The organism is Amycolatopsis sp. WAC 01416 (assembly GCF_003947485.1).
Taxonomy (GTDB): domain Bacteria; phylum Actinomycetota; class Actinomycetes; order Mycobacteriales; family Pseudonocardiaceae; genus Amycolatopsis.
The window spans coordinates 246,336-273,165 of record NZ_QHHX01000005.1 but is presented as its reverse complement, the minus strand read 5'-3'; the positions used below and the strand labels follow the sequence as shown (position 1 = coordinate 273,165).

Annotated in this window: 30 protein-coding genes and 1 pseudogene; 17 read left to right on the top strand and 14 right to left on the bottom strand. The window is 69.1% G+C overall.

Features of this window, described 5'->3' with window-relative positions:
- Nucleotides 1-2 precede the first annotated feature (2 nt).
- Complete coding sequence (locus tag DL990_RS18545; protein WP_199746457.1) at nucleotides 3-1,016, bottom strand: 4-hydroxy-3-methylbut-2-enyl diphosphate reductase; 1,014 nt, start codon at nucleotides 1,014-1,016, stop codon at nucleotides 3-5.
- A 151-nt stretch (nucleotides 1,017-1,167) separates the two neighbouring features.
- Between DL990_RS18545 and DL990_RS18540 the strand changes: the two genes are divergently transcribed.
- The 6 genes from DL990_RS18540 to DL990_RS18515 all read left to right on the top strand — a co-directional run bounded on the left by DL990_RS18540 (nucleotide 1,168) and on the right by DL990_RS18515 (nucleotide 5,712).
- Nucleotides 1,168-1,839, top strand: coding sequence for a lipid droplet-associated protein (locus DL990_RS18540; protein ID WP_125799403.1), 672 nt, complete (start codon nucleotides 1,168-1,170; stop codon nucleotides 1,837-1,839).
- Nucleotides 1,836-3,101, top strand: coding sequence for an exodeoxyribonuclease VII large subunit (gene xseA, locus DL990_RS18535; protein ID WP_125799402.1), 1,266 nt, complete (start codon nucleotides 1,836-1,838; stop codon nucleotides 3,099-3,101). Before DL990_RS18540 ends, xseA begins: the two co-directional genes overlap by 4 nt.
- The gene (locus DL990_RS18530; protein WP_125799401.1) at nucleotides 3,098-3,538 is read left to right on the top strand and encodes a hypothetical protein; all 441 of its coding nucleotides are present in this window, start codon (nucleotides 3,098-3,100) and stop codon (nucleotides 3,536-3,538) included. Before xseA ends, DL990_RS18530 begins: the two co-directional genes overlap by 4 nt.
- A complete protein-coding gene (locus tag DL990_RS18525; RefSeq protein ID WP_125789418.1) occupies nucleotides 3,535-3,768 on the top strand; it encodes an exodeoxyribonuclease VII small subunit in 234 nt (77 codons plus the stop codon). The genes DL990_RS18530 and DL990_RS18525 overlap by 4 nt, the downstream gene beginning before the upstream one ends.
- A gap of 84 nt (nucleotides 3,769-3,852) precedes the next feature.
- The gene (gene glpX, locus DL990_RS18520) at nucleotides 3,853-4,923 is read left to right on the top strand and encodes a class II fructose-bisphosphatase (protein WP_199746455.1); all 1,071 of its coding nucleotides are present in this window, start codon (nucleotides 3,853-3,855) and stop codon (nucleotides 4,921-4,923) included.
- 9 nt (nucleotides 4,924-4,932) lie between these two features.
- Nucleotides 4,933-5,712, top strand: coding sequence for a trypsin-like serine protease (locus DL990_RS18515; RefSeq protein ID WP_125799400.1), 780 nt, complete (start codon nucleotides 4,933-4,935; stop codon nucleotides 5,710-5,712).
- Nucleotides 5,713-5,771: 59 nt separating this feature from the next.
- Here the strand turns inward: DL990_RS18515 and DL990_RS18510 are convergent, their stop codons facing one another.
- Entirely contained in the window at nucleotides 5,772-6,761 is a 990-nt protein-coding gene (locus DL990_RS18510; RefSeq protein WP_125799399.1) for an NAD(P)/FAD-dependent oxidoreductase, read from the bottom strand.
- 113 nt (nucleotides 6,762-6,874) lie between these two features.
- Here DL990_RS18510 and DL990_RS18505 point away from each other — a divergent pair, with 113 nt between their 5' ends.
- The gene (locus DL990_RS18505; protein WP_125799398.1) at nucleotides 6,875-8,272 is read left to right on the top strand and encodes a class II fumarate hydratase; all 1,398 of its coding nucleotides are present in this window, start codon (nucleotides 6,875-6,877) and stop codon (nucleotides 8,270-8,272) included.
- On the opposite strand, the gene DL990_RS18500 is transcribed toward DL990_RS18505, so the two are convergent.
- Nucleotides 8,269-8,850, bottom strand: coding sequence for a TetR/AcrR family transcriptional regulator (locus tag DL990_RS18500; RefSeq protein WP_125789422.1), 582 nt, complete (start codon nucleotides 8,848-8,850; stop codon nucleotides 8,269-8,271). The genes DL990_RS18505 and DL990_RS18500 overlap by 4 nt on opposite strands.
- Before the next feature lie 44 nt (nucleotides 8,851-8,894).
- Between DL990_RS18500 and DL990_RS42415 the strand changes: the two genes are divergently transcribed.
- Complete coding sequence (locus DL990_RS42415) at nucleotides 8,895-9,350, top strand: SRPBCC family protein (protein ID WP_370451354.1); 456 nt, start codon at nucleotides 8,895-8,897, stop codon at nucleotides 9,348-9,350.
- On the opposite strand, the pseudogene DL990_RS18495 reads toward DL990_RS42415, so the two are convergent.
- Nucleotides 9,348-10,178: pseudogene (locus DL990_RS18495) on the bottom strand (DMT family transporter); the annotation flags it as partial. The gene DL990_RS42415 and the pseudogene DL990_RS18495 sit on opposite strands and share 3 nt — an antisense overlap.
- 137 nt (nucleotides 10,179-10,315) lie before the next feature.
- Here DL990_RS18495 and DL990_RS18490 point away from each other — a divergent pair.
- Together DL990_RS18490 and DL990_RS18485 are read left to right on the top strand one after the other, a co-directional pair.
- Nucleotides 10,316-11,158 (top strand): helix-turn-helix domain-containing protein, encoded by an 843-nt coding sequence (locus DL990_RS18490; protein ID WP_125789423.1) that lies wholly within the window; start codon nucleotides 10,316-10,318, stop codon nucleotides 11,156-11,158.
- Nucleotides 11,159-11,204: 46 nt separating this feature from the next.
- The gene (locus tag DL990_RS18485; protein WP_125799397.1) at nucleotides 11,205-12,722 is read left to right on the top strand and encodes an ATP-dependent DNA ligase; all 1,518 of its coding nucleotides are present in this window, start codon (nucleotides 11,205-11,207) and stop codon (nucleotides 12,720-12,722) included.
- A 55-nt stretch (nucleotides 12,723-12,777) separates the two neighbouring features.
- Here the strand turns inward: DL990_RS18485 and DL990_RS18480 are convergent, their stop codons facing one another.
- The 3 genes from DL990_RS18480 to DL990_RS18470 all read right to left on the bottom strand — a co-directional run bounded on the left by DL990_RS18480 (nucleotide 12,778) and on the right by DL990_RS18470 (nucleotide 14,483).
- Nucleotides 12,778-13,155: a hypothetical protein gene (locus DL990_RS18480; RefSeq protein WP_125791894.1), complete on the bottom strand. Its 378-nt coding sequence runs from the start codon at nucleotides 13,153-13,155 to the stop codon at nucleotides 12,778-12,780.
- Complete coding sequence (locus DL990_RS18475) at nucleotides 13,152-13,493, bottom strand: hypothetical protein (protein ID WP_125799396.1); 342 nt, start codon at nucleotides 13,491-13,493, stop codon at nucleotides 13,152-13,154. The genes DL990_RS18480 and DL990_RS18475 overlap by 4 nt, the downstream gene beginning before the upstream one ends.
- Before the next feature lie 180 nt (nucleotides 13,494-13,673).
- On the bottom strand, nucleotides 13,674-14,483 hold the full coding sequence (locus DL990_RS18470) for an NBR1-Ig-like domain-containing protein (protein ID WP_125789426.1): 810 nt from the start codon (nucleotides 14,481-14,483) through the stop codon (nucleotides 13,674-13,676).
- Nucleotides 14,484-14,601: 118 nt separating this feature from the next.
- On the opposite strand from DL990_RS18470, the gene DL990_RS18465 reads away from it, so the two are divergent.
- Nucleotides 14,602-15,303, top strand: a complete 702-nt coding sequence (locus tag DL990_RS18465) for a Pr6Pr family membrane protein (RefSeq protein WP_125789427.1) — start codon at nucleotides 14,602-14,604, stop codon at nucleotides 15,301-15,303.
- Here DL990_RS18465 and DL990_RS18460 read toward each other — a convergent pair.
- Together DL990_RS18460 and DL990_RS18455 are read right to left on the bottom strand one after the other, a co-directional pair.
- Nucleotides 15,247-16,476 carry an NADH:flavin oxidoreductase/NADH oxidase family protein gene (locus tag DL990_RS18460; protein ID WP_125799395.1) on the bottom strand — a complete coding sequence of 410 codons (1,230 nt, stop codon included), beginning with the start codon at nucleotides 16,474-16,476 and terminating at the stop codon, nucleotides 15,247-15,249. The two genes, DL990_RS18465 and DL990_RS18460, sit on opposite strands and share 57 nt — an antisense overlap.
- 73 nt (nucleotides 16,477-16,549) lie before the next feature.
- Nucleotides 16,550-16,906 (bottom strand): DUF4440 domain-containing protein, encoded by a 357-nt coding sequence (locus DL990_RS18455; RefSeq protein ID WP_233620505.1) that lies wholly within the window; start codon nucleotides 16,904-16,906, stop codon nucleotides 16,550-16,552.
- 9 nt (nucleotides 16,907-16,915) lie between these two features.
- Here DL990_RS18455 and DL990_RS18450 point away from each other — a divergent pair, with 9 nt between their 5' ends.
- Complete coding sequence (locus DL990_RS18450) at nucleotides 16,916-17,320, top strand: helix-turn-helix domain-containing protein (RefSeq protein WP_125799393.1); 405 nt, start codon at nucleotides 16,916-16,918, stop codon at nucleotides 17,318-17,320.
- Here the strand turns inward: DL990_RS18450 and DL990_RS18445 are convergent.
- Nucleotides 17,306-17,776 (bottom strand): DUF309 domain-containing protein, encoded by a 471-nt coding sequence (locus DL990_RS18445; RefSeq protein WP_125789431.1) that lies wholly within the window; start codon nucleotides 17,774-17,776, stop codon nucleotides 17,306-17,308. The two genes, DL990_RS18450 and DL990_RS18445, sit on opposite strands and share 15 nt — an antisense overlap.
- Nucleotides 17,777-17,811: 35 nt before the next feature.
- Between DL990_RS18445 and DL990_RS18440 the strand changes: the two genes are divergently transcribed.
- Genes DL990_RS18440 through DL990_RS18430 form a run of 3 tightly spaced genes read left to right on the top strand, consistent with a single transcriptional unit; the run spans nucleotide 17,812 to nucleotide 21,919 of the window.
- Nucleotides 17,812-19,251, top strand: coding sequence for a GuaB1 family IMP dehydrogenase-related protein (locus tag DL990_RS18440; RefSeq protein WP_125789432.1), 1,440 nt, complete (start codon nucleotides 17,812-17,814; stop codon nucleotides 19,249-19,251).
- A gap of 32 nt (nucleotides 19,252-19,283) precedes the next feature.
- Nucleotides 19,284-20,324: a glycosyltransferase family A protein gene (locus tag DL990_RS18435; protein WP_125799392.1), complete on the top strand. Its 1,041-nt coding sequence runs from the start codon at nucleotides 19,284-19,286 to the stop codon at nucleotides 20,322-20,324.
- Nucleotides 20,321-21,919: an alkaline phosphatase family protein gene (locus DL990_RS18430; protein WP_125799391.1), complete on the top strand. Its 1,599-nt coding sequence runs from the start codon at nucleotides 20,321-20,323 to the stop codon at nucleotides 21,917-21,919. The genes DL990_RS18435 and DL990_RS18430 overlap by 4 nt, the downstream gene beginning before the upstream one ends.
- A gap of 61 nt (nucleotides 21,920-21,980) precedes the next feature.
- Here the strand turns inward: DL990_RS18430 and DL990_RS18425 are convergent, their stop codons facing one another.
- Nucleotides 21,981-23,267 (bottom strand): PhoH family protein, encoded by a 1,287-nt coding sequence (locus tag DL990_RS18425; RefSeq protein ID WP_125799623.1) that lies wholly within the window; start codon nucleotides 23,265-23,267, stop codon nucleotides 21,981-21,983.
- Nucleotides 23,268-23,996: 729 nt separating this feature from the next.
- On the opposite strand from DL990_RS18425, the gene DL990_RS18420 reads away from it, so the two are divergent.
- Nucleotides 23,997-24,242, top strand: coding sequence for a hypothetical protein (locus DL990_RS18420; RefSeq protein WP_125674040.1), 246 nt, complete (start codon nucleotides 23,997-23,999; stop codon nucleotides 24,240-24,242).
- A gap of 60 nt (nucleotides 24,243-24,302) precedes the next feature.
- On the opposite strand, the gene DL990_RS18415 is transcribed toward DL990_RS18420, so the two are convergent.
- Entirely contained in the window at nucleotides 24,303-25,079 is a 777-nt protein-coding gene (locus tag DL990_RS18415; RefSeq protein WP_037306485.1) for an isoprenyl transferase, read from the bottom strand.
- 132 nt (nucleotides 25,080-25,211) lie between these two features.
- Here DL990_RS18415 and DL990_RS18410 point away from each other — a divergent pair, with 132 nt between their 5' ends.
- Complete coding sequence (locus DL990_RS18410) at nucleotides 25,212-25,853, top strand: hemolysin III family protein (RefSeq protein WP_125789458.1); 642 nt, start codon at nucleotides 25,212-25,214, stop codon at nucleotides 25,851-25,853.
- Between the two features lie 7 nt (nucleotides 25,854-25,860).
- On the opposite strand, the gene DL990_RS18405 is transcribed toward DL990_RS18410, so the two are convergent.
- Entirely contained in the window at nucleotides 25,861-26,286 is a 426-nt protein-coding gene (locus DL990_RS18405; RefSeq protein ID WP_125799390.1) for a cytotoxic translational repressor of toxin-antitoxin stability system, read from the bottom strand.
- On the bottom strand, nucleotides 26,283-26,699 hold the full coding sequence (locus tag DL990_RS18400) for a prevent-host-death protein (protein WP_125789435.1): 417 nt from the start codon (nucleotides 26,697-26,699) through the stop codon (nucleotides 26,283-26,285). The genes DL990_RS18405 and DL990_RS18400 overlap by 4 nt, the downstream gene beginning before the upstream one ends.
- Between the last annotated feature and the right edge of the window lie 131 nt (nucleotides 26,700-26,830).

Sequence of the window (26,830 nt, the reverse complement as noted above, 5' to 3'; positions counted from 1 at the left end):
CGTCAGGCCTTGGCGGCCTTGCGCAGCTCGTGCGGCAGCGCGAACGCGATCTTCTCGTTGGCCGTGGTGACCTCGTCGACGTTGTCCCAGCCGCGCTCGGCCAGCCACGCCAGCAGGTCCATGACCAGGACCTCCGGCACCGAAGCACCGCTGGTGACGCCGACGGTCTCGACGCCTTCGAGCCACGCTTCGTCGACTTCGTGCGCGAAGTCGACGAGGTGCGACGCGCGCGCACCCGCCTTCAGCGCGACCTCGACCAGCCGCTTCGAGTTGGACGAGTTCGTCGAGCCGACCACCAGCACCAGGTCGCACTCGGCGGCCATGGCCTTGACCGCGACCTGACGGTTCGTGGTGGCGTAGCAGATGTCGTCACTGGGCGGGTCGGCCAAGCCGGGGAACTTGTCCCGCAGCTGATCGACGCGCTCCATGGTCTCGTCCACCGAAAGGGTGGTCTGCGACAGCCAGATGACCTTCGACGGATCGCGGACCTCGACCTTGTCGACGTCCTCGGCGGTGTCGACGAGCTGCACCTTGTCGGGAGCCTCGCCGGCGGTGCCTTCGACCTCTTCGTGACCTTCGTGGCCGATCAGCAGGATGTCGTAGTCGTCCTTCGCGAACCGGTTGACTTCCTTGTGCACCTTCGTCACCAGCGGGCAGGTCGCGTCGATGGTCCGCAGGTTGCGCTCGGCCGCCTCGGCGTGCACCGCGGGCGAGACGCCGTGCGCGGAGAACACCACCAACGCGCCTTCCGGCACCTCGGAGGTCTCGTCGACGAAGATGACGCCGCGTTCGCGCAGGGTCTCCACGACGTGCCGGTTGTGCACGATCTCCTTGCGCACGTACACCGGTGCGCCGTAGAGCTCGAGTGCCTTTTCGACGGCGATGACCGCGCGGTCGACCCCCGCGCAGTAACCGCGGGGCTTGGCGAGCAGGACACGTTTGCCACCTGCCGGCACACCGGACTCGGTGATCGTCGGACTGCCGGCTGGCGTGATTCCGGGACTCGCAGAACTCATGCCCCCAGGGTACGGGCTGCCCTGGGGGCTCCTCGCACTCACGTTCAGGTGACCAGGGAACCCCTCGAAAGGATGTGCGTGGAGTCACGTCGGGTGAGCCGACCCACCCGTTCGGTTGGGCAGGATGGCCCGAATACGGCAGGCTGGACGCATGAAGCCTCTCCCGCTCCCCCTCCGGGTCGCCGCGGGCCTCGCCGTCACCACCGCCGAGCGGGTTCGCGAACTCCCCAAGCAGCTCACCGGGCTCCCCGTCACGGTGGTCAGCCAGGTGCTCCAGTTCTCCATGCGCGTGCAGCAGCACGTCACCGAACTCGCGATCAAGGGCGACGACGCGCTGTCCGTCCTCCGCCCGGTCGAGGACACGCCCAGCTGGGCCACCTTCGACGAGGATCTCCCGCCCGACGTCGGCGAACGCCGCTACGAACGCGACTCGTGCGTCATCCCGCTGAGGGAGGACACCGAGAACCCCGAGGTTCCCCGGCCGCGCGCCGAGACCAACGGCCACCTCCCCGACCTCGAAGCGCTCACCGAGGATCCGTGGGCCGAGGAGGAACGCGCGCTCGCCGAGGACCACGCCGACGGCGAGTTCGACAGTTCCGCGCCACTCGTCGACACGAATCCCGCCGGGCTGGACGACTACGACACGCTCACCCTGCCGCAGCTGCGCGCCCGCCTGCGCCGGTTCGACCTCGCGCAGCTGGAAGAACTCCTGACCTACGAACGCGCGAACGCCGACAGGCCGTCGTTCGTCGGCATGCTCGCGCGCCGTATCGGGAACGTGAAGAAGGCCGAGAGCGACGGCGACAGCGCGGAAGGCCAGTGAGCGCCGAGCCTGCCGCCGCTCAGGCCGGTCCGTCCACCACCGCCGAGAACCCGTGGCCGGTCCGCACGGTCGCCCGCAAGGTCGGCGAGTGGATCAACCGGCTCGGCGCGGTCTGGGTCGAGGGCCAGGTCACGCAGATCTCGGCCCGCCAGGGCACCAACACCGCGTTCTTGACGCTGCGTGACCCGTCGGCGGACGTCTCGATGTCGGTGACCTGCCCGATGGGGCTGCTGCGCACGATCGAACCGCCGTTGCGCGAGGGCGCGAGCGTCGTGGTGCACGCGAAGCCGACGTTCTTCATGAACCGCGGTTCGCTGAGCCTGCGTGCCAACGAGATCCGTGCGGTCGGCATCGGCGAGCTGCTCGCGCGGATCGAGCGGCTGCGGCGGCTGCTGGCCGCCGAGGGCCTGTTCGCGCCGGAGCGCAAACGCAAGATCCCGTTCCTGCCCAAGGGAATCGGGCTGATCACCGGACGCGCCTCCGCCGCCGAACGCGACGTGCTGGTGAACGCCCAGGCCCGCTGGCCGCATGTCGCGTTCAAGGTGATCAACACCGCCGTCCAGGGCTCGCTGGCCGTCCCGCAGATCCTCCAGGCACTGTCCAAATTGGACCGCGACCCGGATGTCGACGTCATCGTGATCGCGCGCGGCGGCGGCAGCGTGGAAGACCTGCTGCCGTTCTCCGACGAGGCGCTGTGCCGCGCCGTGTCCGCGGCCGGGACCCCGGTGGTCAGCGCCATCGGGCACGAACCCGACACCCCGCTGCTCGACCACGTCGCCGATCTCCGCTGCTCGACGCCGACCGACGCCAGCAAGCGGATCGTGCCCGACGTCCGGGAGGAGACCCAGCGCGTCCACCAGATGCGCGATCGCGGCCGCCGCGCCCTGCACGGCTGGGTGGACACCCAGGTCAGGCTGCTGAACCAGATGCGCAGCCGTCCCGTGCTCGCCGATCCGCTCGGCCCGATCCAGCGGCGCTCGGACGACGTCGAGATCCACCGCGAACGCGGCCGCCGCGCGATGCTCACCCTGCTCGCCAAGGACCAGGCCGAAATCGCCAGCGCCCGCGCGCGGCTGACCGCGCTCGGCCCGGCGGCGACCCTCGAACGCGGCTACGCCGTGGTGCAGTACACCGACGAGCAAGGCAACCTCCAGGTACTCCGGTCCGTCTCCGAAGTCGCGGACGGCGCGAAACTGCGCGTCCGCGTGGTCGACGGCGCGCTCGGCGCCGTCGTCTCGGGCGTGCCGGAGGAGGAGCGTTGACGGCGAGTTTCCTGCCTTTGACCATCGACGCCGCGAAGCGCGCGGACGCGCCAGAGGTACTGCGCAACGCGTGGCTGACCGACCGTGCCGCCGCCGAGTGCTGGACGGTGCTGCTCGCGGGGTGCCAGGCCGAGGCACTCTTTTCCGCCGAGGGCTCATCAGCGCCGTTCTCCACGAAACGCGGTCTCGACGCGCAGCTGCGCAAACTCTCCGAAGCGACGGCCGAGCACGTCGGCACCCGATGGTGGTTCGCGGACGGCACCGTGCACCGCAAACGGGTGGCGCGGGCCCAGGAGAACCTCGTCTCGGCGATCGCGGAGGGTGACGGCCAGGAGTTCGCTCTCGCCTTCGTGGGTTACGACAACGCCATGGCCGGCGCGGTAGTGTGCGCGGGTATCGGCAAGCACCGACGTCCGGTAGAAGGAAGCACAGCGTGAGCAAACCCGGTGGCGAGACCGCCGAACTCGGCTACGAGCAGGCCCGCGACAGGCTGGTGGAGGTCGTCCGCGAGCTCGAAGCGGGCGGGCTGTCCCTGGAACAGTCGCTCGCCTTGTGGGAGAAGGGCGAGCAGCTGGCGAAGGTCTGCGAGCACCATCTCGAGGGCGCGCGTGAGCGGATCGAGGCGGCGCTGTCCTCCGTCGAGGACCAGACCGGCAACGGTCAGTGACGTTCACCATGCTCCTGCGCCACCGAACCACCGTGGGTATCTGAGAGACTGTGACCCCGCCGAGTTCCTGACCCGGGAGGCCTCATGCCCACCCCCACCTCGTCCGCCAGCTCTTCTCGACGCCCTGAAGCGCCCGATCGCAACCTCGCGATGGAACTGGTCCGAGTGACCGAAGCCGCCGCGATGGCCGCGGGCCGCTGGGTGGGGCGCGGGGACAAGATCGGCGGGGACGGTGCCGCCGTGGACGCGATGCGCCAGCTGGTCTCGACCGTGTCGATGCGCGGTGTCGTCGTCATCGGCGAGGGTGAGAAGGACGAAGCCCCGATGCTGTTCAACGGGGAAGAGGTCGGCAACGGCGACGGGCCCGACTGCGACGTCGCGGTCGACCCGGTCGACGGGACGACCCTGATGGCCAAGGGCATGCCGAACGCGCTGGCCGTGCTCGCGGTCGCCGAACGCGGCGCGATGTTCGACCCGTCCGCGGTGTTCTACATGGAGAAGCTCGCCGTCGGCCCCGACGCCGCGGGCAAGGTCGACCTGGCGGCCCCGGTCGCGGAGAACATCCGCCGGGTCGCGAAGGCCAAGAACTCCAGCGTCTCCGACGTCACCGTGTGCATCCTCGACAGGCCGCGCCACGAAAAGCTGATCAAAGAGGTCCGCGAGGCGGGTGCCCGGATCCGGTTCATCTCCGACGGCGACGTCGCCGGCGCGATCGCCGCGGCCCGGCCGAGCACCGGCGTCGACATGCTGCTCGGCATCGGCGGCACCCCCGAAGGCATCATCGCGGCCTGCGCGATGAAGTGTCTCGGCGGCGAACTGCAGGGCCGCCTGTGGCCGAAGGACGACGCGGAGCGCGAGAAGGCGCTGGCCGCGGGCCACGACCTCGACCGCGTGCTCGGCAACGACGACCTCGTCCGCGGCGACAACGTGTTCTTCTGCGCCACCGGCGTCACCGACGGCGACCTGCTGCGCGGCGTGCACTACCGCGCGGGCGGCGCGACCACCCAGTCGATCGTGATGCGCTCGAAGTCCGGCACGGTCCGGATGATCGACGGCTACCACCGGCTGACCAAGCTCCGCTCGTACTCGTCGGTCAACTTCGACGGCCACCTCGACGATTCGCTGGAAGACGACGTCGTTCCTCCGCTCCCCTAAGGAGAATCCGTGCTGAAGCGCGTGCTCGTGGTCCTGCTCGCGGCGATGGTCCTCACGCCGGTCGGACAGGCCACGGGCGCGGGCGACCTCGTCGGCGGCAGAGAGGCCGACGAGCCGTATCCGTTCATCGCTTCCCTGCATTCGGCCTCCGGCAAGATCTTCTGCGCCGGGACGCTGATCGCGGCGGACTGGCTGGTGACGGCCGGGCACTGCGTCGAGGGCAAGAACCCGGCGAACCTGAGCGCGCGGATCGGCAGCAACGACAACACCCAGGGCGGCGAAATCGCGAAACCCGCCGAGATCGTCGTGAACCCGTCCTACAACCCCGCGCCCGAGCACGCGGGCGGCGATCTCGCCCTGGTGCGGCTGGCCGCCCCGGTGAAGACGGCGCCGATCACGCTCGGCGCCGTCGTGGCGCCGGGGACGCCGACGCGGCTGCTCGGCTGGGGTCAGACGTGCCCGACTTCGGGTTGCGGCAAGGGGACGGCGAAACTGCAGCAGCTGGACACGAAGATCGTCGAAGGTGTGCGCTGCACCGCGAAGTTCGACGGCGCCGTCGAACTGTGCACCGACAACCCCGGCGGGAATTCGGGCTCGTGCTACGGGGATTCCGGCGGTCCGGAGATCGCCAAGGTCGACGGGAAGTGGGTGCTGCTCGGGCTCATCAGCCGTCCGGGGAACGCCGACCCGGTGTGCGCGACCTCGCCGTCGATCGCGACTTCGGTGGTGGCCTACGCGCAGTGGATCGCGGAGAAGGTCACTCCGCCTACGCCCGCTCCGCCTGCCTGAAGTGCAATGGAAGGCTCTTTCCTTGCAAAATTTGCAAGGAAAGAGCCTTTCCTAGCGCGCTACTCCGCGTTACTGGAGTGCCCAGGGAACAGATGCGCGTCCGGATCCAGCATGACCGCGATGTTGTTCACCGCCGTCGCCGCTTCCCCGAATCCGGTCGCGATCAGCTTCACCTTCCCCGGATACGCCGCGACGTCGCCCGCCGCGTAGACCCGCTCCCGCGGGGTCGCCATGGTCGAGTCGACGGCGATCGCGCGATGGTCGATCTGGAGTCCCCAGCTTTCGATCGGCCCGAGGTCCGCGGTGAAACCGAGCGCGGCGACGACCGTGTCGGCGCGCAGCACCTCGGGCTCCGAACCCTTGACCTGGACCTCGACCTCCGCCAGCGCTCCGTCGCGGTCGAGGAACCGGGTGACCTCGGCGTCGGTGATGATCCGCACGCCGAGTTCCCGTGCCTGCCGCACGATCGACTCGGCCGCGCGGAATTTCGCGCGCCGGTGCACGAGGGTGACGTTCGCGGCGACCGGGTGCAGCGCGAGCACCCAGTCGAACGCCGAGTCCCCGCCGCCGACGACGACCACGTGCTGCTCTTCGTGTGCCTTCAACGAGGGCACGAAATGGACCATGCCGCGCCCGTGCCAGCCGTCACCGGCGGGCAGCGGCCGCGGGGTGAACTCGCCGATCCCGGCGGTGATCAGCACCGCTCCGGCGTGCAGGATCTGCCCGCCGTCGAGCGTGATGGTGACGCCGCCCTCGGCGCTTTCGAGTTTCTCGGCCTTGCGTCCGAGCAGATACGCGGGTTTGAACGGCGCCGCCTGCTCGAGCAGGCCCTGCACCAGATCGCGGCCACGGACCTCGGCGAACCCGCCGACGTCGTAGATCATCTTTTCGGGGTACATCGCGGTGATCTGGCCACCGGCCTCCGGCAGTGAATCCACGACGGCCATCGAAAGGCCGCGGAATCCCGCGTAGTAGGCGGCGAACAGACCCGTCGGACCGGCCCCGATGATGACGAGGTCGTACGACGTTTCCCCAGCGGACTCGCTCATTCGGCACTCTCCCGGCCGGTGGTGGGCGGCGTGATCGAGAACACATTCGATCCTAGCCCTCGCGTGCCGAAAGACACGGAGCGCGCCGGAGGTCCCTGCGCGAAACTTGAGGCATGGCTGAACAGGAATACCGGATCGAACACGACACCATGGGCGAGGTGCGCGTCCCCGTCGACGCCCTCTACCGCGCGCAGACGCAGCGCGCCGTCGAGAACTTCCCGATCTCCGGCCGTGGCCTGGAACGCGCCCAGATCCGCGCGCTCGGCCTGCTCAAGGCCGCGGCGGCGCGGGTCAACGCGCGGCTCGGCGTGCTGGACGCCGAGGTCGCCGAGGCCATCGCGAAGGCCGCGGACGAGGTCGCCGAGGGCAAGCACGACGCGCATTTCCCGATCGACGTGTTCCAGACGGGTTCCGGGACCTCGTCGAATATGAACGCCAACGAGGTCATCGCCACGCTCGCGTCGAAGGCACTGGGCCGCGACGTGCATCCGAACGACCACGTCAACGCTTCGCAGTCCTCCAACGACACCTTCCCGACGACGATCCACGTCGCCGCGACGGAAGCAGTGCTCTCGGACGTGATCCCTGCTCTGGAGTATCTGGCCGTCGCCATCGAGACGCGGGCGGCCGAATGGGCGGACATCGTGAAGTCCGGCCGTACGCATCTGATGGACGCCGTCCCGATCACCTTCGGCCAGGAGGCGGGCGCGTGGGCGTCGCAGGTCCGGTTCGGTGTCGAGCGGCTGAAGTCGGGCCTGCCGCGGCTCGGCGAACTGCCGATCGGCGGGACCGCGGTCGGTTCCGGACTGAACGCGCCCGAAGGCTTCGGCGGGGCGGTCTCACAGGAACTGGCTTCGGTGACCGGTCTTCCGCTGACCGAAGCGCGCGACCACTTCGAGGCGCAGGCGACGCAGGACAGCGTCGTCGAGACGTCCGGGCATCTGCGCACGGTCGCGGTGTCGCTGAACAAGATCGCGAACGACCTGCGCTGGCTGGGTTCCGGTCCGCGCACCGGGCTCGCCGAACTCGCGCTGCCGGATCTCCAGCCGGGTTCGTCGATCATGCCGGGCAAGGTCAACCCGGTGATCCCGGAGGCGACGCTGCAGGTGGTCGCCCAGGTGATCGGGAACGACGCGGCGGTGGCCTTCGCGGGCGCGGCCGGCAACTTCCAGCTCAACGTGAACCTGCCGGTGATCGCGCGCAACGTGCTCGAATCGGCGCGGCTGCTCGCGGCGGTCTCGCGTCTGTTGGCGGACAAGGTGTTCGCGGGCGTGACGGTGAACGCCGACCGTTCGCGCGAGTACGCCGAAGGTTCGCCGTCGATCGTGACGCCGCTCAACAAGTACATCGGCTACGAAGAGGCCGCCGCCATCGCGAAGCAGGCCCTCAAGGAGCTGAAGACGATCCGCGAGGTCGTGATCGAACGCGGTCACGTCGCGAACGGCAAGCTCACCGAAGCCCAGCTGGACGAAGCCCTCGACGTGCTCCGCATGGCGCGCGGAGGCCGCTAAACACCGAGAGCGACCACAGCCGCGTGGAGCGGTGAGGCGAGCGAAGCCGCCAGCCCACCCGAAGGCGGTGTCTCGGTGAACAGGTGCAGCCACGTCAGCACCGGGCCGAGCAGGATCGCGTGCACGAGAGCCGGCTCGGGCCGTCGAGAGAGTTCCCCTCTCACGACGGCCCGATCCAGCATCTGGACCAGATAGCCACGTTCGCGGCCGAGGAACACCTCACCGAACCGCGCTTCCAGCACCGGATCCGCCCGGACGTCGGCGAGCAGAGAAGGCAGCGCCTGCCGCAGTTCCACACCGTCCAAAGAGGACTGGATCACGTCGAGGACCGCCGCCACGTCGCCCCGCAGCGAGCCGGTGTCCGACGGCGGTTCGAGCTCGACGGGGTGGATCACCGCGGCGAACACGAGTTCCGCCTTCGACCGCCATCGCCGGTACACCGCAGCCTTGCCGACCCCCGCCCGCGCCGCGACCGCGTCGATCGTGCAGCGCTGGTAACCGGTTTCGGTCAGCAGTGCCCGCACGGCCTCGCGGACCGCGTCGTCGATGCCCTCTTCCCTCGGCCTGCCTCGCACCATGCGCCCCAGTTTACGAGACTGACAGTTCCGTATATCGTCCGGGTATGACCTGGACCAGAACCTCCCGCGAAATCCTGCCCTGCCCGCCGTCCGCGCTCTGGGCACCACTGGCCGATTTCACCCGGTGGCCCGAGTGGGATCCCGACCTCGTCAGCGTCGAACTGCACGGTCCCGCCGAGGTGGGCTCGACCGGTTTCCTCGTACCGAACGGCTTTCGCGGCCGCGTGCACTCACGGGTCGCCGAGCCCTTCACGATCACGTCCCTGACCGAGCACCGCGAGATCGCCCTCCGCCAGCCGATTCCGCTCGGCGCCATGGATCTCGTGCTGAGCCTGACCGAGGTCGACGGCGGGACGGAGTTCGCCCAGAAGGTCACCGTCGGCGGGCCGCTGCGCTCGGTCATGGTCGCGATCATCGGCGGCGACGTCGTGAAGCACTTCGACGTCAAATGCGCCAGGCTCATCGAGCTTGCGACGGCGCAGGCCGATCACGACGCCTGAAGACACCAGCGCGACCCCGATCACTTGGGAGAAGCGGAAATCCTGCATGCCCAGCAGGAGCGAGACGGCAAGCCCGGACACCGGCATCAGCCCCACCAGCACCCCGGCCCGATCCGCGCCCAGCATCGAAACCGCCGAGTACCAAAGAAGAAACGCGATCGCCGTGACGACGACCGTCAGGTAGCCGAGCGCGATCAGCTCACGCCCGTCCGGCCACCTCCAGGCGCCGGACGGGTCGGCGATCGTCCCGACGACAGCGCCGCCGGCACCCGCGGCGAAACACCCCCAGGTCGCGGTCGCCAACGGCCCGAGCCTCTCGAGCACGCCGACGGCCAGCAGCGTGAACAGTGCTTCGCACACCATGGCCAGCGCCGCGAGCACCAGCCCTTGCCAGCGCGCCGCGCCCCCGCCGGACAGCACGGCGATCCCGAGCCCGGCGAGCACCGCCCCGGTCACCGGCGCCCACGACGGCCGTTTCCCCTTGGCCAGCGGGCCGGCGAGCGCGAGCACGAGCGGCGTGCCGCCGAGGAACGCCGCCACCAGACCCGGCTCGGCGTAGCGCTGCGCGTACAGCAGGCACGCCTGGAACCCGATCATCCCGGTCGCCGCCAGTGCGATCAGCGACGGCACGTCGCGCGCTCCCGGCAACGGCAGCGGACGCCCGCTCAGCCGTGCCCACGCCAGCAGGAGGACTCCCGCCAGCGCGTAACGCAGCGCCTGTCCGGTGATCACCGGGTAGCCGTCGAGCATTCCCGTCACCGGCACGGACGCGCCGACGATCAGCACCCCCAGTACGCCGATCGTCACGCCTCTTCGTTCGTTGTCCATACCCTGACGATGCCTGCCCTTTGGTCCGAACCGAAGAGCCAAATCACGCTGGGTAGACAGGACCATAAGTCAGCCGAATGTCCCTGGGTCTGTCAGGACCAGGCACGCACCCCGCCCGATCCGGGATACTCGACGCCATGACCGAGACGGCCGAACTGGGCGACTTCCTCAAGGCACGCAGGGCCGCGCTGGACCCGGCGGACCTCGGCCTGCCGACGGGGTTCAACCAGCGGCGGGTCGCCGGGCTCCGGCGCGAGGAGCTGGCGCAGCTGGCCGGGATCAGCGTCGACTACTACACGCGCCTGGAACAGGGCCGGGCGCGCAACGTGTCCGATTCCGTCCTCGAATCGCTGAGCCGGGCGTTGCGCCTGCACCGCGACGAGGAGACCTACCTCCGCAACCTGGCTGCCCCGAAACGCAAACGCGTCGCGCGGCCGAAGGCGCGGCGGATCCGGCCGGAGCTCCAGCTGATGCTGCACGCGATCCAGACCCCGGCACTCATCTTCGACCGCTATGGCGACGTGCTGGCCTGGAATTCGCTCGGCGCCGCGCTTTCCCTCGATTTCGCCGAGCGGCCGGCGGGTGAGCGCAACATCCCGAAGATGTTCTTCCTCGACGAACGCGCCCGCGAGCTGCATCCGGAGTGGGAAACCGTGGCGAAGGAGATCGTGGCGAACCTGCGCGCCGAGAGCGGGAAGTATCCGGACGATCCGCGCTTCGCCCAGCTGGTCGGCGAACTCTCGCTCGGCAGCGAGGCGTTCCGGAAGCTGTGGGCGACGCAAACCGTGCGCGAGAAGGCGCACGCGTGGAAGGTCGTGATCAACCCGATCGTGGGTGAACTCCGGCTGCGCTACGAAACGCTGCGGCTGCCCGACGATCCGGGCCAGGCCCTGGTGATCTACACCGCCGAGCCCGGCTCCGACAGCGAACGCGCGCTCCGCCTGCTCGCCAGCTGGGTCGCCGATCCCGCGCACGCCTGAACCCGCTCGGCGCGAAACTGTCGGTGCCCGGGGTCATGATGGACCCATGTTGCTCACGGCGGTGGTGGCCGCGTCGGCCGAACTGGCCGCCACGAGGTCCAGGAAGGCGAAGATCGCCACCCTGGCCGCGGTGCTGCGTGCCGCGGGCGAGCTGGAACTGCCCGCGGTCATCGCGTTCCTCACCGGGCAGCCGACGCAGGGCCGCATCGGCGCGGGCTGGCGGACGCTGGCCGAGCTGAAGACGGCCCCGGCCGCCGAGCCGTCGTTGACCGTGGCCGAGGTCGACACGGCGCTCGGCACGGTGGGGGCGGCGTCGGGTTCGGGGTCCGTGAAGCTGCGCGCGGAGACGTTGCGGACGTTGTTCGCCAAGATGACCAAGGAGGAGCAGGACTTCCTGATCCGGCTGCTCACCGGCGAGCTGCGGCAGGGCGCGCTCGAAGGGATCATGGTGGACGCCATCGCGGCGGCGTCCGAGATCCCGGCCGAGGACGTCCGGCGGGCGTTCATGCTGTCCGGGCAGCTGCCGGTGACGGGCCTGGCGGCCATGGCAGGCGGCCAGGAGCGGCTGGCGGAGTTCAAACTGGCCTTGGGCAGGCCGATCCGGCCGATGCTGGCTTCCCCGGCGGAGTCTCTGGACGAGGCGATCACCGAGCACGCCGAGGCGATCGTCGAGTACAAAATGGACGGTGCGCGGATCCAGGTCCACCGCGACGGCGACGAGGTGCACATCTACACGCGGACGCTGCGGGAGATCACCGGCAGCGTCGGCGAGCTGGTGGATCTCGTGCGCTCCCTGCCTTGCACGTCGGTGGTGCTCGACGGCGAGACGCTGGCCCTGACCGACGACGGCAGGCCGAGGCCGTTCCAGGAGACGATGAGCCGGTTCGGCAGCAGCCGCGAGGAGCAGGTCAAGGCGCTGCTGCTGCGGCCGTATTTCTTCGACTGCTTGCACCTCGACGGCGTCGACCTGCTGGACGCGCCCCTGTCCGAACGGAACGTCGCCCTGCGGCAGGTCGCGGGCGAGCACGTCATCCCCGGCGAGATCGCGCCCGCCTCGGCCGAGAGCGTGCTGGACGCCGCGATGGCCGCCGGGCACGAGGGCGTGATGGTCAAGGACCTCGCGTCGCCGTACGCGGCGGGCCGCCGCGGGCGCGCTTGGCTCAAGGTGAAACCGGTGCACACGATCGACCTGGTCGTGCTCGCCGCGGAATGGGGGCACGGCAGGCGCACCGGCACGCTGTCGAATCTGCACCTCGGTGCCCGCGACCCCGACGGCGGGCCGCCGATCATGGTCGGCAAGACGTTCAAGGGCATGACCGACGAGCTGCTGGCCTGGCAGACGAAGACGTTCCAGGAGATCGAGACCCACCGCACGGACTGGGTGGTGCACGTACGGCCGGAGCTCGTCGTCGAAATCGAACTCGACGGGGCCCAGGTGAGCACGCGGTATCCCGGCGGGCTGGCGCTGCGCTTCGCGCGCGTCGTGCGCTACCGGCCGGACAAGGAGGCCGCCGACGCCGACACCATCGACACCGTCCGCGGCCTCCTCAAACCCGGCAATTAGTCACCTGCTTGCGATCCTTGCGTGTGCGACGACCGCAAGCAGGTGACGAATCGCGTCAGTAGCAGCGGTCCGAAGAGATCCGGTAGGTGTAGTTGTTCGAGAGGTTGGAGGTCACCTCGAACCGGATCTTGTGATACACCGGCGGCTCCCCGAGCACGCCGTGCTTGACCGTGCGCTCCTTGCCCGGCGCGATGGCCCCGCTCCAAAGGCCCTTGTCGAAGACGTCGTCGATGATCTGGACGAGCATTCCCCGGTAGTCGTGGTTGTGCACGGTGATGTCGATGCTCTGCCCCGCGCTCACCTCGACGACCTTCGTCTTCCCGCCCATCAGCGGTCCGCCCTCGCAGACCTTCGACGCCGCCGAAGCGGACGGTGCCATCAACAGGGTGCCTGCCAGCGCGACCGGGACGACGGCGAACAGCTTCTTCTTCATCGGTTCCCCACAACGGTCTTGACGACATTGGACTGGACGGCCAGGTCGAGGCCGAATTTTATGTTCCCGCCGCAATAGGCCTTCTCGCCGTTCTTGAAATGCACCGTCAGATCCCCGGCGCATTCGAAGACCTTGACGTCCCAGGTGCGCGTGCCCGGTTTCAGGCAGATCGCGTCCTTCCCGGCCCGGCGCATCCAGCCGTGGTAGCCGGATTCGCAGGTAATGATCGGATCACTGCCCGAAGCGGGCGCCGGGGCCGCCTGTGCGGCGGTGGCCGGCAGGAGCGCCACGGTGAGCGCGGCCCCGGCCAATGCGGCGACCTTGACGTACGGACGCATGGATTCCCTTTCCGCAAATAATGTGAGAGTGTTTCGGAAAATCCCCATCCGGAATTCCCGGACGCCGATGACGTTAAAGGCGCCCGAAGCCACTCGGGAAGCGATTCACGGCCGCGAAATGGCCATGGCCGGGGAATCGATGTCCATGCAGGTCAGCGCTTTGGCCACCGGGCCGGAAGGTCAAAGCACGCGGACCGAGAAGAACACGGCGCGGGTGTTCGGCAGCAGGATGTGGCCCTGGTCGTCGGCCATCTTCCAGTACACCTGACAGTGCCCGGGCTTGTCGGGCGCTCGCACCTCGACGGAGACGCGCACGTGCTCGCCGGGCGCGGTCTGCGGGACGGGCACGCGTTCGGGCGTGCCGCATTCGCCGGGGTTCCCGAAGGAACCGGCGCGGACCAGATACCGGCCGACCCATCCGACCGTTCCCGCGTTGCGGAACTCCCAGGTCTTCACAAAGGTCGACCCGGCCGCGACCTCGCTGCCGTCGGGCACGGTGATGTCGGCGACGAACTCCGACGCGTCGCCGGCCGGAACGGAGGGCTCGGCACCGAACGGGACGGCGAAGACGAACACGAGAGCCGCGACGAGGACGAGTGCCACGGCTCCGGCGAGCACGAACGCCGTCCGGCGCGAACGCTCCGGAGCGGGGCCGGGTCCGGCGGTCAGCGCGTCCCGCGCGCGTTCCCATTCGCCGCGCCACTCGTGGCGGACCTCGTCCTCGTCACGGCCGAGCACCCCGGCGGCCAGCACGCGGACGAACTCCCACGACGTCTCCCAACTGGGCAGACGTTCTCCGCGGGCGGCGGCCGAAAGCGCCGACTTCGACGCGAGCGCGCCGTACTCGTCGCGCATCCGATCGTAGGAAGGGTCACCGGCGGCCCGTTTCAGCTCCCACAGGCGCCGCGCGAATCCGGCGACGGGTCCGCTGTCCTCCGCCGGACCCCGCGCGACCCGTCCGCGGCGTCCGGGCCTCCGCTCGACGTCCATCGGTTCCCACGATATGACCCACCGGCCGGGAAGTCCCGGCGGCGTTCCGCCCCCGATCGAGTGGCGGCGTGCGGTGGTGACGGGACGTCTCCACCCGATCACCCATAAGGTAGGTGGAATGCAGGCTTCCAAGATCGCGCGTGCCTGGTTCGGCGCGACGGCGCTGGTGGTGATCGCCGGTCTCGCCGCCCAGATCCCGGTGTCCGCCGGCACCACCGGCGGCACCTTCCACACCCCGGCCGGGCGGGTGGCCAACCTGCTGGCCTTCTTCACCATCGACTCGAACATCCTGGTCGGCGTCGGCAGCCTGCTGCTCGCGCTCGGTGTCGCGGGCCGGTCGACCCTGTTCGGCGTGCTGCGGCTCACCGGCCTCGTCGGCATCACCGTGACCGGGGTCGTCTTCCAGGTCGCGCTCGCCGATCTCTACGAACTGCACGGCTGGGCCGTCTTCGCCGACACGATGCTGCACAAGGTGTCGCCGCTGATGTGCGTCGCGGGCTGGCTGCTGTTCGGCCCGCGCGGCCAGTTGTCGTGGCGGGTGCTGTCGTGGTCGCTGCTGTACCCACTGGGCTGGCTCGCGGTCACGCTGGTGCGCGGCGCCATCATCGGGTTCTATCCGTACCCGTTCGTCGATCCCGCCATCAACAGCTACGGCGGTGTCGCGTTCAACTGCGTGCTGGTCGGCGTGCTGTTCATCGGCCTCGCGGCGGCCGCGGTCGGCTTCGACCGCACGTTCAGCCGGCGCGATGACACCGACGACTACTTAGCCCCGGACCCGCCGGAAGGCGTTGAGCGGATCCGCGACGCCGGCTCGTACTAGCGTCCGGACCGCGCCGAGCCGCCGGTCCACCGGTTTCCCGGCGGCCACCCGGTGCATCTGCTGGGTGTGCCACTGGATTTCGAGCAGGCTGTCGGCCAGCCGGATGCCGGTCTTCGGGGCCGTGCGCCGGGCGCGGACGTCCTCGCCGCCCAGCAAGCGGCTGGGCAGTGCCGGGTCGACGATCAGCGGCCTGCCGAGGCCGATGACGTCCAGCGAGCCGGACCGCAGCGCGTCCGCCATTCCCGCCGGGCTGGCGAAGCCGCCGGTGACCATCAACGCGACGTCGCTGATCTGCCGCGCTTTCGCGGCGTAGTCGAGGAAGTAGGCCTCGCGGCTTGCGGTGCTCGACTTGGCCGACCCCATCATGGCGGCCTTCTCGTAGGTGCCGCCGGAGACTTCCAGCAGGTCGATACCGGCTTCACCCAGTTCGCGGACGACTTCGAGCGATTCCTCCTCGCTGAATCCGCCGCGCTGGAAGTCCGCGCTGTTGAGCTTGACCGCGATCGGCACGGCGTCGCCGACCTCGGCGCGCACGCGGGCGACCACTTCCAGCAGGAACCGCCGCCGCCGGAGTGCGTCGCCGCCCCAGCCGTCGGTTCGCAGGTTGGTCAGCGGTGAGAGGAACTGCGAGACGAGGTAGCCGTGCGCGCCGTGGATCTGGACTCCGGCGAATCCGGCGTCGACGACGGTTCGCGCGGCCACGCCGAACCGGTCGATGATCGCCTCGATCTCGTCGCCGGTCAGTGCCCGCGGCGTCGCGAACACCGAGCGGATGCCGCGGTCGCCGAACGGCACCGCCGACGGCGCGACCGGCTGACGGGTGAGGAAGCGCGGGCTCTGCCTGCCGGGATGGTTGAGCTGGACCCACAACCGGGCCTCGGTCCCGTCCGCCGACCGTGCCCACGGCTTGAATTCGGTGGCGTCCGGCTCCCGGGGCACCGCGACGTTGCGCGGTTCGCCCAGCGCGGTCGGATCGACCATGACGTTGCCGGTGATCAGTGTGCCGGCGCCGCCTCGCGACCACGTCCGGTACAGCTCGGCCAGTTCCGCGGTGGGCCGGTTGCGGCGGTCGCCGAGCTGCTCGCTCAACGCGGCCTTGGCCAGCCGGTTCGGCAGGATCGCGCCGCACCGCAGTTTCAGCGGCTCGGCCAGCAGTTCCTTGGGCTCGCTCATCGCGCTTTCTCCCGCCGTTACCTACCGGGCAGTATCCCTACTCGAAGTAACATACTCGCGGTATGTCGAGTACTCAAGGTGCGCCGACACCGAACGGATTGTCGATCACGTAGCGCCAGAACCCGTCCTCGCCACGTCGGGCGACGTCGGTGGCCGTCGCCGCGAGATGCCCTTCGATGACCCAGTCGACGATCAACAAGGCCAGGTCACCGGCCACGTGCACCTGACGCGGAGCGACCTTGATGGGCTGCCCGAGCGCGAGGATCCCGCCGTTCGCGGCCCGGCGTTCCGCGCCGGTCACCCGCACCCCGTCCCGGCGGACGAACACGGCGTCCGGCTCGTAGACCGTGTCGAGGATTTCGGCGGATCCGGTGTTGAAGGCGGCCTGGAAAACGAAGGGATGTTCGGCCGCGTCAATGGTCAAAGGCACACTGGGGGAATGCGTCATGCGGACAGCGAAACCGACCGCGAAGCAGGTCACCAAACGGAAACCTTCGACGGCGAACTCGTCCCGGACGCCCGCGGCCGCACCCGGCGGCCCGAGCCGGACTGTCCCGTCGAGGTCGCGCTCGCCGCGATTTCGGGCCGGTGGACGACGCTGGTACTGCGGGAACTCATGGGCGGGGCGCGGTCCTTCAGCGACCTTCGCGCGGCGTTACCCGACTTGTCCGCGAAGGTGCTGACAGAACGCCTCGGCGACCTGACCGCGCGACGCCTCGCCGTCCGCGACGAACTGCCGGGCTTCCCGAGCCGGACCAGCTACCGGCTCACCCCGGTGGGACTGGCCCTGCGGCCGCTGCTGATCGAGCTGTATCGCTCGGGCTCGGCGTTACTGGCGTTGTAGGCGCGGCGCGACGGGCTCCACCTGGGCACGCCCCTTCACCGCTTCGGCCATCTGCCGCGCCCAAACCTGCAGGCCGGGGATGTCGATCCCGTGCGGGCCGGCCTCACGGAACGGCTCGATGTTGTCCGCACCACGCTCCAGCAGCGAGGCCGCGCCGTTCCCGTTCCCCCTGGCCACGTGGGTCAGGCCCACGGCGAGCTGCGCGAGGCCGCGCCACAGCTCCCGTTCCGGCCCGTCGGTGGTCTTCCACGCGTCCTCGAACACCTCGTGCGCGTGGAACGGACGCCCCGCGTCGAGCAGGCGCTGGGCCTCGGAGATGGTGTCCTCCGGGCTCCGTTCGATGCCCTCGGGCTGGCGCTCGACACCGTCGGCGCCGTACGGGAGCGGCCTGCCGAGGCCGTCTCGCGGGCGCGCGTTACGGGCTCGGCCGGTTTCGTCACGGTCCCGGTCGGTCATGCCGACATTGTCCCACGCGGGTATCCTGGGGCCTCGTGCGCTTTCTCGACGGGCATCGGCCCGCTCACGACCTGACCTACGACGACGTGTTCCTCTTGCCGAACCGGTCGGACGTGGAGTCCCGCTTCGACGTCGACCTGTCCACTGTGGACGGCACCGGCGCGACGATCCCGATCGTGGTGGCCAATATGACCGCCGTCGCCGGTCGCCGGATGGCCGAGACGGTCGCCCGGCGCGGTGGGCTCGTCGTCCTGCCCCAGGATGTCGACGTGGCCGCGGTCGCCGACATCGTCACCTGGGTCAAGAGCCGTCACACCGTGTGGGACACCCCGCTCGTGCTGACCGGCGGGGACGCGGTGGCCGACGCGCTGAACCTGGTCGGCAAACGCGCCCACGGCGCCGTCGTCGTGGTGGACGAGGACGGCAAGCCCGTCGGCGTCGTCGACGAAGCGGCCTGCGCCGGTGTCGACCGCTTCGCGCGGCTGGCCGACGTCGCGGAGCCCGCGGTCGTCACGGTGCCCTTGAACACCCCGCCGCGTGAGGTGTTCGAGCGTCTGCACGATCACGGCGGCCGTCTCGCGCTCGGCATCGACGAGAACGGCAGGCTCGCCGGCGTCCTGACCGAGATCGCGGCGCTGCGCGCGGAGATCTACACCCCGGCCGTCGACGACGGCGGCAGCCTGCGCGTCGCCGCCGCGATCGGCGTGAACGGCGACGTCGCGGCGAAGGCCGAGGCCGTCCTCGCGGCCGGCGTCGACGTGCTGGTCGTCGACACCGCGCACGGCCACCAGGAGAAGATGATCTCCGCGCTCAAGGCCGTCCGTTCGGTGAACCCGCGGGTCCCGGTGGTCGCCGGGAACGTGGTCACCGCGGAAGGCACGCGCGACCTGATCCACGCGGGCGCGGACGTCGTCAAGGTCGGCGTCGGCCCCGGCGCCATGTGCACCACCCGGATGATGACCGGCGTCGGCCGCCCGCAGTTCTCCGCCGTCGCCGAATGCGCGGCCGCTGCCCGTGAACTGGGTAAACACGTCTGGGCGGACGGCGGCGTGCGGCATCCACGCGACGTCGCGCTCGCGCTGGCCGCGGGCGCGTCGGCCGCCATGGTCGGCTCGTGGTTCGCCGGCACCCACGAATCCCCCGGCGACCTGCGCTACGACGAGCAGGGCAAGCCGTACAAGGAATCGTTCGGCATGGCGTCGAAGCGAGCCGTCGGCGCCCGCACGCGCACGGACAACGTCTTCGAACGCGCCAAGAAGGGCCTGTTCGAAGAGGGCATCTCGGCGTCGCGGATGGCGCTGGACCCGGCCAGCCCCGGCGTCGAAGACCTGCTCGATTCCATCGGCTCCGGTGTCCGGTCTGCCTGCACGTACGCGGGCGCGCGGACACTGGAGGAATTCCACGAGCGCGCGCTGCTCGGGATCCAGTCCGCCGCGGGCTTCGCGGAAGGACGGCCGCTGCCGTCGGGCTGGTGATCCCAGGCACCTGAAGCACTAGGGTGCACCGGGTGAGACGCCTGAGACGGATCGTGGCGGCGGCACTGGATCGCCGCCACGCGGAAAACGGGGAAATCGCCGCACTACGGTCCGCGATCGCGGACCAGGCCGCGGAAATCGAGCGGCTGCGCGCGGTGCTGGAACATCACAACGCCTGGCTCGAGGATCACGGCGGAGCCCTGCGCGACGGCGACGCGCGCGCCACCACCGTCGAAGCCAGGCAAGCCGCCCTCGACACGCGGCAGGAAGCCCTCGACGGCTGGCTGAAAAGCCATGACACCGCCTTCGAAGGCCTGCATCTCCGGGCCGGAAGTCTCGAAGCCGCCCGCGACGTCCGCACGTTCACGCACTGGCTCGATCAGCACGAACTCCGGGCCACACCGAAGATTTCGATCGTCCTGCCGACGCACGACCGGGCCGCGCTGCTGCCCCGCGCCGTCGCTTCGGTGCGTGCGCAACGCTATCCGCACTGGGAACTGGTGATCGTCGACGACGCCAGTTCGGACTCCACCCCCAAGGTGATCGCCGGTTTCGAAGACCCGCGGATCCGGTCGATCCGGGTCGAACACGGCGGCGTCTGCGCCGCCCGCAACGCCGGGCTCGCCGAGGTCACCGGGGACGTCGTCGCCTACCTCGACGACGACAACACCCTGCATCCGTTGTGGCTCAAGGCCTTGGGCTGGGCGTTCGGTGAGCATCCGGAGATCACGGCGGCCTACGGCGGCTTCGTCATCGACGACATCGGCGGCCTGCCGGAGCTGTTCTTGCGGCGCTACGACCGGGAAACGCTGCTGCGGGAGAACCTCGCCGACATCGGCGCCGTCGCACACCGGGCGGGTCTTCCCCAGGCCCGGTTCGACGAGTCGCTGGTCGAGATGGGCGACTGGGACCTGCTCCTGGCGCTGACCGCGGACCGCGAACCCTTGGTCGTCCCGGCGATCTCCTGCTACTACACCACGACTTCCGGGGACAGGCTCTCCCACGGTCCGACCTACGACGACGACTTCGCCGCCATCCGCCGCAAACATTCAGGACCGGAGCACCGATCATGACCGAACCCGCCAAGATCCTCGTGGTCGCGCTCGACGCCTGCGACCCCGGCACGATCCGCGATCTCGCCGCGGCGGGTGAGGTACCGACGTTGGCGCGTCTGCTCGAAACCAGCGCTTCGGCGACCACGCACAATCCCTACGGCCTGTTCGTCGGCTCGCTGTGGAGCAGTTTCTTCACCGCGCGCACCGCCGCGCGGACCGGATTCCACTGCTGGGAAGAGGTCGACACCAAGACCTACGAACGGCGGCTGACCAGCCCGCTGGAAATCCGGGGCACCCCGTTCTGGGAGACGCTTTCCGACGCCGGGAAACGCGTCGCCGTACTCGACGTCCCGCATTCCCGCGCGGACAAGCCGCTCAACGGGGTCATGGTGAGCGAGTACGCCTGCCACGACCGGCATTTCGGCTTCCACACGTCACCGCCGGAGCTGGCGAAGGAGATCGAAGCCGACATCGGGCTCACTCCCATCCTCACCGCCGAGCCCGATCTGGTCCGTGACTGGGCACCGGACGACTACCTCCACCGCGAAGGTCCACATCGGACACCCGAGGAGGAGCGCGCGCTGACCCACGGCCTCGTCGCCGGGATCGGGCAGAAGACGCAGGTGTCGACCAAGCTGCTCGCCGAAGGTGACTGGGATCTTTTCCTTTCGGTGTACGGGGAATCCCACAGCATCGGCCATCAGCAATGGCATCTGCACGATCCCGCGCACCGCGACCACGACGCCACGCTCGCGACCGAACTGGACCCGATCCGCTCGGTCTACCGGAGTCTCGACGACGCGATCGGCGGGCATCTCGCGCTGGCCGGGCCGGACACGGCGGTCTTCGTGCTGCTGAGCCACGGCATGGGACCTCGGTACGAGGGAAGCCATCTGCTGCACGAAATCCTGCGGCTTCTCGACACGGTGGAGACCGAAGGACTGCGTGGCGGCGGCGCGATGACGCTGGCCAAACGCGCCTACTCCGCGTTCCCCGGTCCTTTGCGGACGAAACTGGCGTCGGCCGCGATGCCACTGCTGCGCAAGCGGCTGGCGGCGGCCCCGCTGCCCGCGGTGCCGAACTGGGCGACCGCCGAACAGCGGTCGAAGCAGCGGTTCTACCTGTCCCCCAACAACTTCGTCTTCGGCGGGGTGCGGATCAACCTGGCGGGCCGCGAACCGCACGGCGTCGTCCGGTCCGGCGCGGAGTACGAGGCCGTCTGCGAGCAGCTGACCGAAGACCTGCTCTCGCTGGTGAACGTCGCGACCGGGAAGCCGGTCGTACGCGAGGTTTCCCGCACGAGCGACCACTACGACCGCGAGGCCGACGACACCCTGCCGGATCTGCTGATCGACTGGGCCCGCACCGGTCCGATCGAGACGGTCTGGTCGCCCAAGACCGGCGTCGTCTACGGACCGGACGAGCACTGGCGCACGGGAGACCACCGGCCGGACGGGCTGCTCCTCGCCAGCGGGGCCGGTTTCGAACCGGGCGCGAAACTGCCGGACCTGGACGTCGTCGACCTGGGCGCGACGCTTTCGGCCATGCTCGGCGTCGAACTCACCGACGACGTGGACGGACGGTCGCTCCCCTGGGCGAAACCGGTCACCTAGCCGCCATGAAAGGTCCTTTCCTTGCAAATTTTGCAAGGAAAGGACCTTTCATGGCACGTGCTCAGCCGTGATCCTCCAGCATCTCGGTGACAAGCGCCGCGATCGGCGACCGCTCGGACCGGGTCAACGTGACATGCGCGAACAACGGGTGACCCTTGAGCTTCTCGATCACCGCCGAAACGCCGTCGTGCCGCCCGACCCGCAGGTTGTCGCGCTGCGCGACGTCATGCGTGAGCACGACCCGCGAGGCCGTGCCGAGCCGCGAAAGCACGGTCAGGAGCACGTTGCGCTCCAAGGACTGCGCCTCGTCGACGATGACGAACGTGTCGTGCAGCGACCGGCCGCGGATGTGGGTCAGCGGGAGCACCTCGAGCATGCCGCGGTCGAAGACCTCGTCGAGGACGTCCTGGCTGACCAGGCCACCGAGGGTGTCGAACACCGCCTGCGCCCACGGCTGCATCTTCTCGCTCTCGGAACCGGGCAGGTAGCCCAGATCCTGGCCGCCGACCGCGTACACCGGCCGGAACACCACGACCTTGCGGTGCTGGCGGCGTTCCATCACCGATTCCAGGCCCGCGCAGAGCGCGAGCGCCGACTTGCCGGTACCGGCGCGTCCGCCCAGCGAGACGATGCCGACATCGGAGTCCAGCAGGAGATCCAGCGCCACCCGCTGCTCGGCGGAGCGGCCGTGCAGGCCGAACGCCTCCTTGTCACCCCGCACGAGCCGGATCCGCTTGTCCGCGGTGACCCGGCCCAGCGCGCTCGAACTGCCCGCGAGCAGCCTCAAACCGGTGTGACAGGGCAGTTCACCGACTTCGGGCATCCCGAATTCCGCCGGATCCGCGGACGACGCGCCGAACAGCGCGTCGATCAGGGTCTGCGGGACGTCCACGTCCGCCATCCCCGTCCAGCCCGAGGGCGTCACCTCCTGCGCGCGGTACTCGTCGGCTTCGAGACCGACGGCGCCCGCCTTGACACGCAGGGGGATGTCCTTGGTCACCAGCGTGACCGACGCGCGTTCCGCCGCCAGGTTGAGCGCACAGGCGAGGATGCGGTGGTCGTTGGAGTCGGTGCGGAAGCCGACCGGGAGCACCGTGGGATCGGAGTGGTTCAACTCCACCTGCAGGGTGCCGCCGTGCTCACCGATCGGGAGCGGCGCGTCGAGCCTGCCGTGCTGACGACGCAGGTCGTCGAGCATGCGAAGCGCTTCGCGCGCGAACCACCCCAGTTCGGGATGGTGACGTTTCGCCTCCAGTTCACTGATGACGACCAGCGGAAGCACGACCGCGTGTTCGGCGAAACGAGTCACCGACCAGGGGTCAGAGAGCAGGACCGACGTGTCGAGCACGTAAGTGGACCGCTGGGATTCGGGCGAGATCGAGGCTTTCTCCGGGCCAGGGGCACCGGTCGAAGAACGGCCAGAGGCCTTGCGGGGTGAACGCTGCGCAGTCACGACGGCATCTCCCTCGTGGGCGTGGCACCACGCCCGCACTCGCTGGGCCGGGCACTTCCCTGGCTAACCGTTCCTCCCGACGCTCACCGCGTCAGTCGGCACGGCCACGAGGGCCGGGTGCCGGCCCGCTCGTGCATCCACTGGGCGGCTGTGCCGCCCTGTCGACTACCGCCACGACCAGGGCCTCCCGTGAGAGTCCGCATGGGACGCGAACCCTCACTTCCGGAAGGTACCTGCGTCCGGCCGATCGCGCAGGCAGCCACCACGGTGATTCGCCAAACCGTCATCTCACTGTCGGTCGCGTGACATCAACGCCTCGTCACCATCACGGTGTGTAGTGATGATCTCCATTCAGGGACGCTCGTCGACGTGACCCGGATGGATTAACGCGACGCAGGGCGTTCACCTGATGGGATCGAGGGTTCTACCACGCTTGGTAGCGGCCCGCATTTTGTGGCCGAGACAGAGAACCTTACCGAGTGAAACGCGCCTTTTCGGCCTCACACAATGGGCTTACGAGACGGTCACAACTTCTGAATAGCGAGTAATTTTCTCACTGCGGGACACCCCCACCGGATTTCGGTGCCCCCGATCCCTGAATATCTCTACCAAGGAGTGTGCGAAGTGCTGAAGAAGGCTGGTTTCGTTTCCGCCGTCGCCGCGGGCATCATGATGGTCGGCGGAACCGCGTTCGCCGCGACCGGTGACACCACCGGCACCCCGGACCCGACGTTCGGCGACGCCTACAACACCTTCATCGAGGGCGGCGGCGCGCTGGGTTACGGTGCCGCTTCGCTGGTCGCCGGTGCCTACACGGGCATCGCCACCACCCCGGCCCTGATCCTCCACTCGCTGGAGCACAACCACTGATCTTCAGTGACGACGTCGAAGGCCCCGGAGTGCACGCCGGGGCCTTCGTCATGTCACGGGTCAAGAACCGAAGCGCCGGTGCCGCCACGCGTAATCACGCATGGCCCGCAGGAAATCGACCCGGCGGAACGCGGGCCAATAAGCTTCGGTGAACCAGAATTCCGAATGCGCCGATTGCCAGAGCAGAAATCCGGAAAGCCGCTGCTCACCCGAGGTGCGGATAATCAGATCCGGATCCGGCTGACCAGAGGTGTACATATGCTCGGAAATATGGTCGACGTCCAGGATCTTCGCGAGCTCGCGGATCGACGTGCCCTCGTCGGCGTGCTGGAGCAGCAGTTTGCGGACCGCGTCGGCGATCTCCTGACGCCCTCCGTAACCGACCGCGACGTTGACCTCCATCCCGGAGCGCCCCTCCGTGCGCTCCGCGGCCGCGCTGAGGGCCTTCGCGACCTCCGGGGGCAGCAGGTCGAGGGCTCCCACGATGCGGAGCCGCCAGGGCGTGTGCGGCGCGGCCAGTTCGTCGGTGACGTCGGTGATGATCTTCAGCAACGGGCTCAGTTCCTCGGCCGCGCGGCCGAGGTTGTCGGTCGAGAGCAGCCACATGGTGACGACCTCGACGTCGGCCTCGTTGCACCAGCTCAGGAAGTCGGCGATCTTCTTGGCGCCCGCGCGGTGCCCGTCGGCGACGTCGGTGAAGCCCGCTTCGCGCGCCCAGCGGCGGTTGCCGTCCAGCATGATGGCGATGTGGCGTGGATGGCGCCCCTTGGCCTGCTGGATCAGGCGCCTGCCGTAGGCGCTGTACACGACGTCTGACAAGAAGGACCGAAGACTCACGCCATTGGAGAGTAGTCACCCCGCGGGCCCCAGTGGGACGCGCCACGGACACTGGCGAAAAACCTACGGTGCCGTAACCTGGGAAGAGTGAGCGTAGAGTCCGAACAGCAGCCGTCCGGCCCCGCGCCCTTGGTGGACACACGTCCTCGGTTGCGGGGGCACATCCACTTCTGGTCCTTCTTCGTCGCAGTCGCCGGAGCCGTGACCCTCATCAGTCTCGCCGCGTCCACTGTGTCGCCTATAGCCGCTTTGTCCACTTCGGTCTATGGGCTGACCGTGCTCGGCCTCTTCGGCGTCAGCGCGCTCTATCACCGTCGCTTGTGGAGCCCACGAGCATACGAATGGATGAAGCGCGCCGACCATTCGATGATCTTTCTGTTCATCGCCGGCACCTACACGCCGTTCACCCTTCTGGCGATGTCCCAGCCGACCGGGTACATCGTGCTGGCGATCGTCTGGGGCGGCGCGATCGGCGGCGTCACCCTGAAGATGCTGTGGCCGAACGCGCCCCGCTGGCTGGGCGTGCCGATCTACATCGCACTGGGCTGGGTCGCCGTCTTCGTCCTGCCCGAACTGGGCTCCCACGCCGGCGTCGCGGCACTCGTCCTGCTCTGCGTCGGCGGGCTGTTCTACACGCTGGGCGCGGTGTTCTACGCGGTCAAGTGGCCGAACCACTTCCCGGAGACCTTCGGGTACCACGAGTACTTCCACGCCTGCACGGTTCTCGCGGCGACGTCGCACTACGTCGCGATCTGGCTGGCGATGTACGCGTAACTCGGCGTCAGCTCTCCTCAGTCCAGAACAGCTGAAGCCTCGCGATAGCCTCGGCTTTGGTCATGGCCGCGACCTCGGATTCAGGCAGACCGACCCGCGATAGCAGCATGTGCACCAGGTCGGCAGGCAAAGCTTCAGCCTGCGGCACTGGCACTCCGCGGTCAGGTTTGACGCCGTCCCGCACACACGACCAGAAGCACGGCTCGTCAACGTCGAGCTGGTCGCGGAGGATGTGCCTCCAGATACTCTTGCCGTACCCGGTCCGGTCCACCGGATGCGAGATCCGGGTTCGCAGGATGCGGCCGTCCAGGAGGTCGAACTCGTAGGTGACGTGGTGCGTGCCCGTCCGGCCGCGGGCATCGCGAACTCGGCGCCACTCCTCGACTTGGCAGAACGACTCGTGGTCCTTGCGGATGGGTTGTGGCCAGTTCACCGCGCGGTACCCGCCAGCCAATCGCGCAGCTGATCGTCATCGCTCAGGCTGATCAGCTGGACCAAGCCCCAGTTGTCACGGTGATTCGGAGCATCGAGCAGCCGCGACTGCCAGTCTTCCGCGTACTCCCGCAGAGCGTCGACCATCTCGGTCAGCGCTTCGTCGAAGGTGGCACCGTCCGCGGCTACCGGCAAACCTGGAATGAACACGGACCAGCCTCCATCCTCGGCTACGACCTGGGCAGACGCCGGCAGGAGCGACGCGAGGAAGTAGCGCAGACGCTCGACGTCCACGACAGCGGCCTGAGCCGAGTCACGCCGAACCGTGGCGACGCGACCTTTCTCCGCGGCATCCAGCAGATCCTTCAGATGCGCGCGAGCTTCGGTGTAGCTGTCGTAGTGGAGCGCTGACACAGGGCCTCCCGATAGGTCGTAACCCAGTCTGCCCAAGTACGTCAAGTACGTCAAGTACGTCCGCTGTTCACACGACCACGGTGACCAGGACGGACACACGCGTGTTCCCTCTGGCACAAGAAAGTGCCTTC

What these genes read in the sequence shown, in the direction of transcription:
- DL990_RS18500 (WP_125789422.1), bottom strand. Translation starts at nt 8,850, where the DNA reads ATGGTGCGAGGCAGGCCGAGGGAAGAGGGCATCGACGACGCGGTCCGC.
- DL990_RS18490 (WP_125789423.1), top strand. Translation starts at nt 10,316, where the DNA reads ATGACCGAGACGGCCGAACTGGGCGACTTCCTCAAGGCACGCAGGGCC.
- DL990_RS18450 (WP_125799393.1), top strand. Translation starts at nt 16,916, where the DNA reads ATGCGTCATGCGGACAGCGAAACCGACCGCGAAGCAGGTCACCAAACG.
- DL990_RS18445 (WP_125789431.1), bottom strand. Translation starts at nt 17,776, where the DNA reads ATGACCGACCGGGACCGTGACGAAACCGGCCGAGCCCGTAACGCGCGC.
- DL990_RS18470 (WP_125789426.1), bottom strand. Translation starts at nt 14,483, where the DNA reads ATGGACGTCGAGCGGAGGCCCGGACGCCGCGGACGGGTCGCGCGGGGT.
- DL990_RS18475 (WP_125799396.1), bottom strand. Translation starts at nt 13,493, where the DNA reads ATGCGTCCGTACGTCAAGGTCGCCGCATTGGCCGGGGCCGCGCTCACC.
- glpX (WP_199746455.1), top strand. Translation starts at nt 3,853, where the DNA reads ATGCCCACCCCCACCTCGTCCGCCAGCTCTTCTCGACGCCCTGAAGCG.
- DL990_RS18540 (WP_125799403.1), top strand. Translation starts at nt 1,168, where the DNA reads ATGAAGCCTCTCCCGCTCCCCCTCCGGGTCGCCGCGGGCCTCGCCGTC.
- DL990_RS18480 (WP_125791894.1), bottom strand. Translation starts at nt 13,155, where the DNA reads ATGAAGAAGAAGCTGTTCGCCGTCGTCCCGGTCGCGCTGGCAGGCACC.
- DL990_RS18505 (WP_125799398.1), top strand. Translation starts at nt 6,875, where the DNA reads ATGGCTGAACAGGAATACCGGATCGAACACGACACCATGGGCGAGGTG.
- DL990_RS18460 (WP_125799395.1), bottom strand. Translation starts at nt 16,476, where the DNA reads ATGAGCGAGCCCAAGGAACTGCTGGCCGAGCCGCTGAAACTGCGGTGC.
- DL990_RS18430 (WP_125799391.1), top strand. Translation starts at nt 20,321, where the DNA reads ATGACCGAACCCGCCAAGATCCTCGTGGTCGCGCTCGACGCCTGCGAC.
- DL990_RS18510 (WP_125799399.1), bottom strand. Translation starts at nt 6,761, where the DNA reads ATGAGCGAGTCCGCTGGGGAAACGTCGTACGACCTCGTCATCATCGGG.
- DL990_RS18485 (WP_125799397.1), top strand. Translation starts at nt 11,205, where the DNA reads ATGTTGCTCACGGCGGTGGTGGCCGCGTCGGCCGAACTGGCCGCCACG.
- DL990_RS18545 (WP_199746457.1), bottom strand. Translation starts at nt 1,016, where the DNA reads ATGAGTTCTGCGAGTCCCGGAATCACGCCAGCCGGCAGTCCGACGATC.
- DL990_RS42415 (WP_370451354.1), top strand. Translation starts at nt 8,895, where the DNA reads ATGACCTGGACCAGAACCTCCCGCGAAATCCTGCCCTGCCCGCCGTCC.
- DL990_RS18465 (WP_125789427.1), top strand. Translation starts at nt 14,602, where the DNA reads ATGCAGGCTTCCAAGATCGCGCGTGCCTGGTTCGGCGCGACGGCGCTG.